Source organism: Candidatus Pantoea deserta, from assembly GCF_003813865.1.
GTDB classification, from domain to species: Bacteria; Pseudomonadota; Gammaproteobacteria; order Enterobacterales; family Enterobacteriaceae; genus Pantoea; species Pantoea deserta.
This window is the reverse complement of sequence record NZ_RMVG01000001.1, coordinates 516,075-529,005: the sequence shown is the minus strand read 5'-3', so window position 1 is coordinate 529,005 and position 12,931 is coordinate 516,075. Positions and strand designations below refer to the sequence as shown.

General features: G+C 57.1%; 12 protein-coding genes. 8 read left to right on the top strand and 4 right to left on the bottom strand.

Annotation, left to right across the window (positions count from 1 at the left end):
• The first annotated feature begins 120 nt into the window (after nt 1-120).
• The 5 genes from BBB56_RS02470 to BBB56_RS02450 all read left to right on the top strand — a co-directional run bounded on the left by BBB56_RS02470 (nt 121) and on the right by BBB56_RS02450 (nt 3,614).
• Entirely contained in the window at nt 121-612 is a 492-nt protein-coding gene (locus BBB56_RS02470; RefSeq protein ID WP_123798460.1) for an Lrp/AsnC family transcriptional regulator, read from the top strand.
• 240 nt (nt 613-852) lie between these two features.
• Nucleotides 853-1,467, top strand: coding sequence for a YitT family protein (locus tag BBB56_RS02465; protein ID WP_123798458.1), 615 nt, complete (start codon nt 853-855; stop codon nt 1,465-1,467).
• Between the two features lie 48 nt (nt 1,468-1,515).
• The gene (locus BBB56_RS02460) at nt 1,516-2,709 is read left to right on the top strand and encodes an amino acid aminotransferase (protein ID WP_123798456.1); all 1,194 of its coding nucleotides are present in this window, start codon (nt 1,516-1,518) and stop codon (nt 2,707-2,709) included.
• A gap of 150 nt (nt 2,710-2,859) precedes the next feature.
• A complete protein-coding gene (locus tag BBB56_RS02455; RefSeq protein ID WP_123798454.1) occupies nt 2,860-3,282 on the top strand; it encodes a secondary thiamine-phosphate synthase enzyme YjbQ in 423 nt (140 codons plus the stop codon).
• A complete protein-coding gene (locus BBB56_RS02450; RefSeq protein ID WP_123798452.1) occupies nt 3,279-3,614 on the top strand; it encodes an MmcQ/YjbR family DNA-binding protein in 336 nt (111 codons plus the stop codon). Before BBB56_RS02455 ends, BBB56_RS02450 begins: the two co-directional genes overlap by 4 nt.
• Before the next feature lie 38 nt (nt 3,615-3,652).
• On the opposite strand, the gene BBB56_RS02445 is transcribed toward BBB56_RS02450, so the two are convergent.
• Together BBB56_RS02445 and uvrA are read right to left on the bottom strand one after the other, a co-directional pair.
• Nucleotides 3,653-4,717 (bottom strand): NAD(P)-dependent alcohol dehydrogenase, encoded by a 1,065-nt coding sequence (locus BBB56_RS02445; RefSeq protein ID WP_123798451.1) that lies wholly within the window; start codon nt 4,715-4,717, stop codon nt 3,653-3,655.
• Between the two features lie 230 nt (nt 4,718-4,947).
• Nucleotides 4,948-7,776: an excinuclease ABC subunit UvrA gene (gene uvrA / locus BBB56_RS02440; RefSeq protein ID WP_123798449.1), complete on the bottom strand. Its 2,829-nt coding sequence runs from the start codon at nt 7,774-7,776 to the stop codon at nt 4,948-4,950.
• Between the two features lie 226 nt (nt 7,777-8,002).
• Between uvrA and ssb1 the strand changes: the two genes are divergently transcribed.
• Entirely contained in the window at nt 8,003-8,548 is a 546-nt protein-coding gene (ssb1, locus tag BBB56_RS02435; protein WP_123798447.1) for a single-stranded DNA-binding protein SSB1, read from the top strand.
• A 70-nt stretch (nt 8,549-8,618) separates the two neighbouring features.
• Here the strand turns inward: ssb1 and BBB56_RS02430 are convergent, their stop codons facing one another.
• Complete coding sequence (locus BBB56_RS02430; protein WP_123798445.1) at nt 8,619-9,665, bottom strand: hypothetical protein; 1,047 nt, start codon at nt 9,663-9,665, stop codon at nt 8,619-8,621.
• 88 nt (nt 9,666-9,753) lie between these two features.
• Nucleotides 9,754-10,293 (bottom strand): isochorismatase family protein, encoded by a 540-nt coding sequence (locus BBB56_RS02425; RefSeq protein ID WP_123798444.1) that lies wholly within the window; start codon nt 10,291-10,293, stop codon nt 9,754-9,756.
• Between the two features lie 127 nt (nt 10,294-10,420).
• On the opposite strand from BBB56_RS02425, the gene BBB56_RS02420 reads away from it, so the two are divergent.
• Both BBB56_RS02420 and BBB56_RS02415 read left to right on the top strand, forming a co-directional pair.
• Nucleotides 10,421-11,248 (top strand): AraC family transcriptional regulator, encoded by an 828-nt coding sequence (locus BBB56_RS02420; protein ID WP_123798540.1) that lies wholly within the window; start codon nt 10,421-10,423, stop codon nt 11,246-11,248.
• A gap of 78 nt (nt 11,249-11,326) precedes the next feature.
• Entirely contained in the window at nt 11,327-12,286 is a 960-nt protein-coding gene (locus BBB56_RS02415) for a DMT family transporter (RefSeq protein WP_123798442.1), read from the top strand.
• Nucleotides 12,287-12,931: the final 645 nt, after the last annotated feature.

The following is a 12,931-nucleotide window of genomic DNA, read 5'->3' as shown; positions in this document are numbered from 1 at the left end:
TTCTCACCGGCATGCACGATCTGTGCATGCCGCCTCGCATCATCAGAAAATAGTGTTGGACAACCTCGTCGTTAATCGGGTTATCTGTATGACAGCGCACGTTAAAGCTCTGGAAGCAGCATGACTCACGTAGATGATTACGACCTGAAAATACTGACGTTACTACAATCTAATGGCCGCCTGACCAATCAGGAGCTGAGCGATCTGGTCGGCCTGTCGGCATCGCAGTGTTCGCGCCGCCGTATTAATCTTGAGCAGGCCAATCTGATCCTTGGCTATCATGCGCGTCTGTCGCCTGATGCGATAGGGCTGGGCATGGTAGGGCTGATCGAAGTGCGGCTGATTAACCATACCGCTGAATATGTCGAGAGCTTTCACCGCATGGTTGAGCAGGAAGAGGCGATTGTCGATGCCTATAAAACAACGGGTGACGCCGATTATCTGCTGAAAGTCGCGGTCGCCGATCTTGCCTCGCTGAGCGCGTTAATTACTCAGCTGGTGGCGGGCCATCAAAGCGTTTCGCACGTAAAGACATCGGTCGTGCTGGGACGTCTGAAAGAGAACGGCCTGATGATGGTTCCTCAGCACAAAATGCGCCAAAAGAGTGCATGATGTGCTTATCTGGTGCAACATAGCGCTGTTTAATGCAAAAAATGCGCACCAGAAACTGAATTTGTGCATGGTTTGACGGTTTTGCTGTCGGCCATGCGCAAAAAACTGCAATAAAAGCGCCTTAGTTATCAACTGGATAATCACTGGCACCTGCCGAAGGTCTTAAAACGCTGACGGCATGGTGCGTTTTTTGCATTTAACCGGCATCTGTTTCCCGGCTTTGACTGCATGAGATTACCTATGGATAACGTTGTTGAACCTACCCGCATACCTCATTCGCGCCTTGAAGACGCGCTGGCGATCCTGCTTGGCACGCTAATGGTCTCTTTTGGCGTCATAATGTTGAAACAGGCTGGCGCGCTGACCGGCAGCACCGCGGGCATCGCCTTTTTAATCAGCTATCTGTCGCCGCTCTCGTTCGGCAGCGCCTTTTTCCTGATCAATTTGCCTTTTTACTGGCTGGCGGTGCGCCGCATGGGCTGGGAATTTACCCTGAAAACATTTTGCGCGGTGGGGCTGGTGTCGCTGTTTACCCATCTTCACCCGCTGTTTATGCACTTTTCCACGCTCAATCCCTTTTATGCGACACTGTTCGGTAACGTGATCATGGGCATTGGGTTTATAGTGTTGTTTCGTCATAAGGCCAGCCTGGGCGGAATAAATATTCTGGCGCTATGGCTACAGGATCGCATCGGGCTGCGCGCCGGGAAGCTGCAAATGGCGGTGGATACCTGCGTTGTGCTGGCTTCGCTGTTTGTTGTCAGCGGGCCGATGCTGCTGGCATCCATTGCGGGCGCCGTGATCCTTAACCTGATTATCGCAATGAACCATCGTCCCGGACGATACAGGGTTTAATGCCGCATACACCTCTGATTTTTACGACCACTCATGGAGATCTGCACCGTGTTCCAAAACGTTGATGCCTACGCTGGCGATCCGATTCTGTCACTGATGGAAACCTTCAAACAGGATCCGCGCACCGATAAAGTGAATCTCAGCATCGGTCTCTATTACGACGAGCAGGGGATTATTCCTCAGCTTCAGGCGGTTGCCGCCGCAGAAGAGCAGCTGAAAGCCGAGCCGCAGCAGGCCTCGCTCTATCTGCCGATGGAGGGGCTCAACGCATACCGTAACGCCATTGCGCCGCTGCTGTTTGGCGCCGAACATCCGGTGCTGAAGGCCGGTCGTATCGCGTCGATTCAGACGCTGGGCGGCTCCGGCGCGCTGAAAGTGGGTGCGGATTTCCTGAAGCGCTACTTCCCTGACTCCGGCGTCTGGGTCAGCGATCCTACCTGGGATAACCATACCGCGATCTTTAACGGCGCGGGCTTTGAGGTGAAAACCTATCCCTGGTATGACGCGGAGAGCAACGGCGTAAAATTTGACGCCTTCCTCGCTGCGCTGAAAGCGCTGCCGAAGCAGAGCATCGTGCTGCTGCACCCCTGCTGTCACAACCCGACCGGCGCAGACCTGACGGACGCGCAGTGGGATCAAACGGTTGAGGTGCTGAAGGCGCAAGAGCTGATTCCTTTCCTCGACATCGCCTATCAGGGCTTTGGCGCGGGTATGGAGGCAGACGCCTATGCGATTCGTGCGATTGCCGCGGCGGGTCTGCCAGCGCTGGTCAGCAACTCTTTCTCAAAAATCTTCTCTCTGTATGGCGAACGCGTCGGCGGCCTTTCCATTGTGTGCGACAGCGCCGAGGAAGCGAGCCGCGTGCTGGGCCAGCTCAAGGCCACCGTTCGCCGCAACTACTCCAGCCCGCCGAACTTCGGCGCGCAGGTGGTAGCACGCGTTCTGAATGACAGTGCGCTCAAGGCGAGCTGGCTGGCGGAGGTCGAAGCGATGCGTCTGCGCATTATCGCGATGCGTAAAACCCTGGTCGACGTGCTGAGCACCGAGCTGCCTGGCCGGAACTTCGACTACCTGCTGAAACAACGCGGGATGTTCAGCTACACCGGTCTCAGCGCGCAGCAGGTGGATCGCCTGCGGGAAGAGTTCGGCATTTACCTGGTCGGCAGCGGGCGTATCTGCGTCGCCGGTCTGAACAGCAACAACGTGCGTCAGGTGGCGCAGGCGTTTGCCGCGGTAATGTAAGTTAAGACCGCCGGTATGCCGGTTATTCGCATCGACAGGCGGCCAGAACGCCAACCGTCAGCTCAGGCTGGCGGTTTTTTTTTGCCTTAAGGTTTACCTTTTTGCGACTTATTGCACACTTAAACGGGGTAATTAATTCAGGAACAAGGCATGTGGCATCAACAAACGCTCAGGCTCGCTGAGAAATCACGCGGTTTTCATCTGGTCACGGATGAGATCCTCAGCCAGATCCCGGCGCTGGCCGAGGTGCAGACCGGTTTGCTGCATCTGCTTTTGCAGCATACGTCAGCCTCGCTAACGCTGAATGAAAACTGCGATCCCACGGTGCGTAGCGACATGGAACATCACTTTATGCGCCACGTCCCGGAAGACGCGCCTTATCAGCATGATTATGAAGGGCGCGACGATATGCCCGCGCATATCAAATCGTCGACGCTGGGCGTCTCGCTGCTGCTGCCGGTGCAGCGCGGCAAGCTGCTGCTTGGCACCTGGCAGGGTATCTGGTTAGGGGAACACCGCATTCACGGCGGCGCGCGGCGCATTGTAGCCACGTTACAAGGGGAGTCGAAATGAATACGTCAGATCTGCTGACTTACTGTATGAGCAAGCCGGGCGCGGAGCAAAGCGTCCACAGCGACTGGAAGGCAACGCAAATCAAAAGCAACGGCGTGCTGTTCGCCATGGTGCATGAGGTAAAAGGGCGGCCGGCGGTCTCTCTGAAGACCACGCCTGCGCTGGCGGAGCTGCTGCGCGAGGAGCACAGCGATGTCTCTCCCAGCGAACATCTGAATAAAACGCACTGGAGCACGCTGCTGCTGGACGGCTCGCTGAAAGATTCGCAGATCTACTATCTGGTGGATGCTTCGTATCAGCAGGCTGACGCGACCCGCGCGGCGGGGGTCTGAAACAGGCGCGCGGTATAGCGCCGCGCGCCCGATTGCCGTTACGCCGCCGCTTCGTCGCGCAGCGTATTGATGTCGATGACGAAGCGGTATTTCACGTCGCTTTTCAGCATACGCTCGTAGGCTTCGTTGATCTGATTCATCGCGATCAGTTCGATGTCGGAAGTGATGCCGTGCTTGCCGCAGAAGTCGAGCATCTCCTGCGTTTCGGCGATGCCGCCAATCAGCGAACCGGCAATGCTGCGGCGTTTAAAGATCAGGTTAAACACCTGCGGCGCCGGGTGATCGTGCTCCGGCGCGCCGACCAGCGTCATATTGCCGTCGCGCTTCAGCAGGGCGATAAACGGGTTGAGATCGTGCTGCGCCGCGACGGTGTTCAGAATGAAATCAAAGCTGTTGACGTGCTGCGCCATCTGATCGGCATCTTTCGACACCACGACTTCATCTGCGCCGAGGCGCTTGCCGTCTTCGATTTTTGACGGGGAAGTGGTGAACAGCACGACATGCGCGCCCATCGCGTGAGCAATTTTCACCCCCATATGTCCGAGACCGCCCAGACCGACAATCCCTACTTTTTTACCTGGGCCGACGTTCCAGTGGCGCAGCGGCGAATAGGTGGTGATACCGGCGCACAGCAGCGGCGCGACGCCAGCCAGATCGAGGTTTTCCGGTACGCGCAGCACAAAGTTCTCATCGACGACCACCGCCGTTGAGTAGCCGCCGTAGGTAATGTCGCCGGTTTCGCGATCCTGACCGTTATAGGTGCCGACAAAACCCACTTCGCAATACTGCTCCAGCCCTTCCTGACAGCTCGGACAGGTGCGACAGGAATCGACCATACAGCCGACGCCGACCAGATCGCCGACTTTGTATTTGCTGGCGTGATTGCCGACCGCCGTCACGCGGCCAACGATTTCATGTCCCGGCACGACCGGAAAAATGGTGTTTTTCCACTCGTTGCGGGCCTGGTGAAGGTCTGAATGGCAAACGCCGCAGAACAGCACTTCAATCTGTACATCATGCGCGCGCAGTTCACGCGGCTGGTAATTGAACGGCGCCAGTCTGGATTTCGCGTCCTGAGCGGCGTAGGCGTGCGTAATATTCATGGTGTCTCCAGGTTTGGTGTGTCGTGAGTATTTGACATTGCGCGGCGCAAAAGGCGCGGCAATCAAGAAGGCGGCGTCAGCGGACGCAGCCGGTGAGGAACGTTTAAAAGAATAGTCACAGAATGCAGGCGCGACTATGCCTATACATGCATGAATCTTGCCTGATCCTGTTTTTATCGCGTGAAATGAGCAGTAAAAAAAAGCCCGCGCGCGGCGGGCTTTTTACGGGGTTACTTCTTCAGCAGAGGCTTCAGGAAGCGGGCGGTATGGGATTTCTCACACTCCGCGACGGTTTCCGGCGTACCGGCAACGAGAATTTCGCCGCCGCCGCTGCCGCCTTCCGGACCCAGGTCAACAATCCAGTCGGCAGTCTTGATCACGTCAAGGTTATGCTCAATCACCACGATGGTGTTGCCCTGGTCGCGCAGCTGATGCAGGACCTGCAACAGCTGCGCGATGTCGGCAAAGTGCAGGCCAGTGGTCGGCTCATCGAGAATATAGAGCGTCTGGCCGGTGCCGCGCTTCGACAGCTCACGCGCCAGCTTCACGCGCTGCGCTTCGCCGCCGGATAGCGTGGTTGCCGACTGGCCGAGACGAATGTAGGAGAGACCTACATCAATGAGCGTTTGCAGCTTACGCGCCAGCGCAGGCACCGCATCAAAGAAGTCGCGCGCCTCTTCAATGGTCATCTCCAGCACTTCGTGAATGCTTTTACCCTTGTATTTAATCTCCAGCGTCTCGCGGTTATAGCGCTTGCCTTTACACTGGTCGCAGGGCACATAAATGTCCGGCAGAAAGTGCATCTCCACCTTCAGCACGCCGTCGCCCTGACAGGCCTCGCAGCGACCGCCGCGCACGTTAAAGCTGAAACGGCCAGGATTGTAGCCGCGCGAACGCGCTTCCGGCACGCCGGCGAACAGCTCACGCACCGGGGTAAAGATACCGGTATAGGTCGCCGGGTTAGAGCGCGGCGTACGGCCAATCGGGCTTTGGTCGATGTCGATAACTTTATCGAAGTGCTCAAGCCCGCTAATGTCGCGATAGGGCGCCGCTTCGCCGGTAGTCGCCCCGTTCAGGTGGCGCTGGGCGATGGGGAAGAGCGTATCGTTGATCAGCGTCGATTTACCTGAGCCGGATACGCCGGTAATACAGGTAAACAGGCCAACCGGCAGCGTCAGCGTAACGTCTTTCAGGTTATTGCCGCGCGCGCCGCTCAGCTTCAGCGTTTTAGCCGGATCGCCTTTCACGCGCTCTTGCGGCACGGCAATCTCGCGCTTGCCGCTAAGGAACTGCCCGGTGAGCGACTCATCCACCGCCATAATCTCATCCACCGTGCCTTCGGCCACAATCTGGCCGCCGTGCACGCCCGCGCCGGGGCCGATGTCGATCACATGGTCAGCGGCGCGGATAGCGTCCTCGTCGTGCTCGACCACGATTACGGTGTTGCCGAGATCGCGCAGATGGATCAGCGTGCTCAGCAGGCGCTCGTTGTCACGCTGATGCAGGCCGATAGACGGCTCATCCAGCACGTACATCACGCCCACCAGGCCCGCGCCGATCTGGCTCGCCAGACGGATACGCTGCGCTTCGCCGCCGGACAGCGTCTCAGCGGAACGCGACATGGACAGGTAGTTCAGGCCGACGTTCACCAGGAAGCTCAGGCGATCGCCAATCTCTTTCAGCACCTTTTCGGCGATTTTAGCGCGCTGGCCGCTCAGCTTAAGGTTGCGGAAAAAATCCATCGCGTGACCAATGCTCATATCGGAGATGGTCGGCAGGTTGGTATTTTCCACGAACACATGGCGCGCTTCGCGGCGCAGGCGCGTGCCTTCGCAGCTGGCGCAGGCGCGGTTGCTGATAAATTTCGCCAGGTCTTCGCGTACTGCGGTGGATTCCGTCTCTTTATAACGACGTTCCATATTGTGCAGCACGCCCTCGAACGGATGGCGGCGCACCGAGGTATCGCCACGATCGTTGATGTACTTAAACTCGATGCTCTCTTTGCCGGAACCGTACAAAATCACCTGCTGCGCTTTGTCGCTCAGGGTGTTGAACGGCGCTTCGACGTCGAAATCGAGGTGCTCGGCCAGCGAACGCAGCATCTGGAAATAGTAGAAGTTACGACGATCCCAGCCGCGGATAGCGCCGCCGGCCAGCGACAGCTCGCCGTTCTGCACCACGCGATCGGGATCGAAGTACTGCTGCACGCCCAGGCCGTCACAGGTCGGACAGGCTCCCGCCGGGTTGTTGAACGAGAAGAGACGCGGCTCCAGCTCGCGCATGCTATAGCCGCAGATCGGGCAGGCGAAGTTAGCGGAAAAGAGCAGTTCTTCCGCCTCCGCGTCGTCCATATCGGCGACGATCGCCGTGCCGCCGGACAGCTCCAGCGCGGTTTCAAACGACTCGGCGAGACGCGTCGCCAGATCCTCGCGCACCTTAAAGCGATCGATAACGACCTCAATGGTGTGCTTTTTCTGTAGCTCCAGCTTCGGCGGATCGGAGAGATCGCACACCTCGCCGTCGATACGGGCGCGGATGTAGCCCTGCGCCGCCAGGTTCTCCAGAGTTTTGGTATGCTCGCCTTTGCGATCTTTCACCACCGGCGCCAGCAGCATCAGGCGACGGCCTTCCTCCTGCGCCAGCACATTGTCCACCATCTGGCTGACGGTCTGCGCCGCCAGCGGCACGTCGTGATCCGGACAGCGCGGCTCGCCCACGCGGGCGAACAGCAGGCGCAGATAATCGTGGATCTCTGTGATCGTGCCGACGGTCGAGCGTGGGTTGTGTGAAGTGGACTTCTGCTCAATAGAGATAGCGGGCGACAGACCTTCGATATGGTCGACGTCCGGCTTCTCCATTAAGGAGAGAAACTGACGCGCATAAGCAGAGAGCGACTCTACGTAGCGGCGCTGACCTTCCGCATAGAGCGTATCAAACGCCAGAGAGGACTTGCCGGAGCCTGACAGGCCGGTGACCACTATGAGTTTGTCGCGAGGGATGATCAGGTTGATGTTTTTCAAATTATGGGTGCGGGCACCACGAACTTCGATCTTATCCATTCACCTTTCCCGGATTAAGCAGCACGCTGGTGTCTTGTGGACACGAATTAGCGTAAACACGATATTATGGCACAAAAAATAGACTGATTAAATATCCAGTATTTTTTGCTTTTTGGGTGTAAAATGAACGCGTCTGCGAGCCGGCTCGAAAGTGGGAACGGTGGGCAGGACGTGATAGAATTGATCGTTTAGACTTATCAGCATTAACCCATCGGGAGACAGCAACATGGCCAGTCGTGGCGTAAATAAAGTGATTCTTGTCGGGAATCTGGGTCAGGATCCGGAAGTGCGCTACATGCCGAATGGTGGCGCGGTTGCCAACATTACGCTGGCCACGTCGGAGAGCTGGCGCGACAAGCAGACCGGTGAAAATAAAGAGATCACTGAGTGGCATCGCGTAGTGCTGTTCGGCAAGCTGGCGGAAGTCGCGGGCGAATATCTGCGTAAAGGCTCTCAGGTTTACATCGAAGGTCAGCTGCGCACCCGCAAATGGCAGGATCAGGGCGGCCAGGATCGCTACACCACCGAAGTCGTGGTGAACGTCGGCGGCACCATGCAGATGCTGGGCGGCCGTCAGCAGGGCGCAGGCGCAGGCGCGCCGATGGGCGGCGGCCAGGGCGGCGGCAACAATAACGGCTGGGGCCAGCCGCAGCAGCCGCAGGGCGGAAACCAGTTCAGCGGCGGCGCGCAGTCGCGTCCACAGCCGCAGAGCGCGCCGGCGAGCAACAACAACGAGCCGCCGATGGACTTTGACGACGATATTCCGTTCTGATAACGCCATTCGACAGAGTAAAGCCGCGCCCGTCGCGGCTTTATTTTTGGGCGCATGCAACGGCCTGGCGCTACGGCGACGGCAAGAGCGCGCGCTGCATCGCCCGTGCGTTTTCCCCCAGCGCCTGAAGTTTCTCGCTGACCAGCTCTTCCCGGTTTTTTATTTCACTCAGACGGTATCCCGGCGCTTTATGCTGGCATTCAAGCCGCCGCACTTCCCAGCCGTTATTCTGCCGCTCAAATACGCGCCAGCTATTTTCACCCGCCTCAAGGTAATAGCGCGCGACGGCATCCGGAATATAACGCTGCTGTTTATGGCAGATAAAGGTATCGCGGGTTTCCAGCGGAACGATGACGCTAAAGGTGAAGTTAAGCACGGGTGAGGTATTGGTTGAGAAAATATTCCAGGTGATGACGGCGGTAGCTATCACCGGAATAACCACCGGCAGCGCGTTTCTTTTCATGATGAGCGGTTTATTGCCGCAGACCACCGACGCGTTTTCAAAAAGCAGCAGGATCCAGAAAACGGTCACCAGCGAAGCCGAAATGAACAGCGCGGTCAGCAGTCCCGCGTAGCCTATTACCGTCAGTCGCGTCGCCGTCTGCTCGTATGTCAGGTCCGCCAGCGTCATAAAGGTATGTCGCGCCAGGGAATAGCAGTAAAACGTAACGGCTATCCAGGCTAACCTGATCAGCCAGGCAATGCCCCCTTGATAGTATTTTTCGAAATGGTCGCTTTCCGCCAGAAACAGCCTGACAGAGAAAAAGAGCGCGATCAAAGAGGCAATATACAGGGTGGCCGGAAAAGCCAGCTGCTGAGAGAAAGTAAAGGCGATAACGCTTAGCGTAAAAAGAAGGGCCGAGCAGGAACCCAGCGCCACGCAGCGAGGGTAATGCGTCTGTATTTTGCGGTATCTAAACTTCTTTGCTTGCTTAAACCTGAAGTTCTGACACAGCAGGATAAAAAATATCGCTATGCAGATCAGCGAAGCACAGAGAAAGGCGATCCACTTAAAGCGCGCCTGGCTGCTTAACAGAATAACCACCACGCACAGGTAGTAGCTAAACAGATAGAAGTAGTAAATCGACGGCGTAAAAGAAACCTTAAATGAACGCATGACCCTTCCCTGAGGCAGAGACGAATAACCATGGCGGCAAAAAACCGCTAATGCTTACAGCATCACCTTTACTGTCAGCCAGCGGTCATTAATGAGCGGATAAGGCGCGCGCCCAGCGCGCCACTATCTCCGCCGTGCTCTTTACCTGCGGGGGATTTCCCGGCAGCGACAGGCCCGCCCAGACTTCATTATGTTGACCAATTAACTGCTCAGCGCTGACCCAGGTGCGATTCGCCGTGGTGTGCGCATCGGCAGCCACGGTAATGCGATAGCCTAATCCCGCGCCGACTTTGATGGTGGTATCGACACAGTAATCGGTCGCGCAGCCGCAAATCACAAACTCATCAACGCTTAACTGCGCCAGCGTTGCGGCCAGTTCGGTTCGCCAGAAGCTGTCGCAGGCGGTTTTAGTGACATAAAAGGCGTCGTCAGGCTGGCGCAGCTCCGCCAGCAGGGCAAACGACGCTGTGCCTTCCTGCATTTCGCCTTCACGGTGCATAATAAAGATGCTGCGGTCAGCCGCGTCGATAAGCTGGTTAATGCGCGCCACGCGTCCCGCGCAGTCATAGCGCGGCGTGGCGAACACGCCGTTTTGCATATCCACCACAACTACTGTTTTCAGGGACATATCCTTTTCTCCTTAACCATGTTGTTCCACAGTCTCCTCTCGCCATAGGGAAATAGCAAAACTGTTTTGCAATCTGTCCGGCATCGCTGGCATGCTGAAAGCCTGTCAGGCTAACGAGGAGATAAAGGTGGAAGGCGTTCCGGCTATTTTCCCCTGCGAAAAAGATCGCGCGCAGTTTCGGCAGTATGCCGAGCTGCCAGGCGTAGAGCTTTATCAGGCACATATCTCTCGTTATGCGTTTGAGCCGCACACCCATGAAGCCTTTGGCATCGGCACTATAGAGTCGGGGGCGCAGCGTTTTCGCTATCGCGGCGCGCAGTACACCGCGCCGACCCATTCGCTGATCATGATGAACCCTGATGAGCTGCACACCGGCGAATCGGCCTGTGAAGAGGGGTGGCGTTATCAGATGATCTACATTCATCCGGATAAGATGGCGTCGCTTACCGGCGACCGCGGCTGGTGGTTTAACGAGGCGCTACGCACCGACGCGCGGCTGGCGCAGCCGCTGTCGCAGAGGTTGTCGGCGCTGTGGCTGGCAGAAAGCGCGCTGGCCCGGCAAAGCCTGCTGATCGATCTGCTGGCGCAGCTGCGGCCGATGGCGCGTATGGCGGAGAAGGGTAAAGAGCAGGCCGGCCACCGTTTTGATCTGGTGCGTGATTACCTGCGCGATAATCTTGCCGAGCCGGTGAGGCTGGAAGAGCTGGCGGCGCTGGTCTCGCTTTCGCCGTGGCATTTTTTGCGCGCTTTCCGCGCCCATTTTCACGTCACGCCGCATCAGATGCTGATGGCGTATCGGTTATACGAAGCCAAGCTGCTGCTGGCGCGCGGCATGACGGCAGCCAGCGTCGCGGCCAGCGTCGGCCTGAGCGATCAGGCGCATCTGACCCGCGCGTTTGCCCAGCGCTACGGCATTACCCCGGTGCGCTATCAAAAACAGGTGCGCGGCGCGTAACCTGAATCACAATCTGCTACAAGATTTTCCCCTGCTTTTTCCGCCACACTTCCTTTTATTTATATAAAGGAAGAGTCGATGTTAGCTGGCGTATTGTTTGCCCTTGCCGCAGGGCTGATGTGGGGACTGATTTTCGTCGGGCCGCTGCTGGTGCCGAACTATCCCGGCGCGTTGCAGTCCGCTGGTCGCTATGTGGCGTTTGGCTTGATCGCGCTGCCGCTGGCCTGGCACGATCGACACCGTCTGCGTAAGCTGCTGCCTGCTGACTGGCGTGAGGCATTAAAACTTTCACTGGTCGGCAACCTTCTTTATTACACCTTCCTCGCCAGTGCCATTCAGCGCACCGGCGCGCCCGTCTCGACCATGATTATCGGTACGCTACCGGTGGTGATGGCGATCGCCGCTAATCTCTGTTACGGCCATCTTGAAGGACGGCTGGCCTGGCGACGGCTTATCCCGGCGCTGCTGGCGATTGGCGCAGGGCTGGTATGCGTCAATATTGCCGAACTGCGCGGACAGAGTGGCGACTGGGATGCGCTACGTTACCTGAGCGGTATTGGGCTGGCGGTGCTGGCGGTGGCGTGCTGGACCTGGTATCCGCTGCGTAATGCGCGCTGGCTGCGCAGCCATCCGCAGCACAAGCCCGGCACCTGGGCAACGGCGCAGGGCATCGTAACGCTGCCGCTGGCGTTGATAATGTATGCGCTGGTGTGCGCGCAGCTTGCCTGGCAGCAGCCGACATTCGCGCTGCCTTTCGGACCCCAGCCGCAGCGGTTTCTGCCGTTAATGCTGGTGATTGGACTGCTCTGCTCCTGGCTGGGCACGCTGTGCTGGAATGCCGCCAGCCAGCGGCTGCCCACGGTATTTATGGGACCGCTTATTGTGTTTGAAACGCTGTCTGGGCTGCTGTGGACCTTTACCTGGCGACAGAGCTGGCCACCTTTGCTGACGCTGGCGGGGATCCTCTGTTTGATTATCGGCGTGCTGTGGGCGATGCGTATTAAACCGGAACCCGTTATCACCGCCGTTGAGCGTTAGGGCGGCCCTCAACGCGGTTTTTCTTTGCAGGCTGAGTCCCTGATTTCACAATGTTTTAGGAATTATACGCAGAGCGGAGCGGCAAATTTTGCCGCTCTTTTGCCATATCCCGGCTAAAGCCGCGTCGCTTCAGGCAAAAAATAGCGATCGCGATCTCATTTTTCTCTCCGCCAGACAGGGCGCTCTCCCTGTTTTGCTGGCGATAATATGCCCGCCAGGGGCATTACGCGCCTTTTATACCTCGCTTTTCTGGGTCTTAATGGCGATCAAATCGCCATTTTGCTGCATATTTATTAGCTGCCGGTGCGTTTTTATTGGCGTCTGGCCCTGAGAATGCCGCTGAATAAACCATCTTTTTTTCCATAAATCAGCGCGCGTTTAAGAAAAACGCCGAGGGCGGATAATTGAAAAAGTTTAGCAAATGCCATCTGTATGCCGATTTATCTTAAGCGCTATCAATGCTCAGTACCTAAAGCAATAAGCAAACGTAAAGCATCCTGAGCGGAAAATTCCTGGTGCTGTTTTACCGATTCGCTTATATCGCTCTGGTTAAATATTATCCACTGGAAGTAAACTTAGTACCATACCATGCTGTGGTAAGCGAAGCGTGAATTCAGGGATTGGTTTACGCCGGCTTAATGAAAA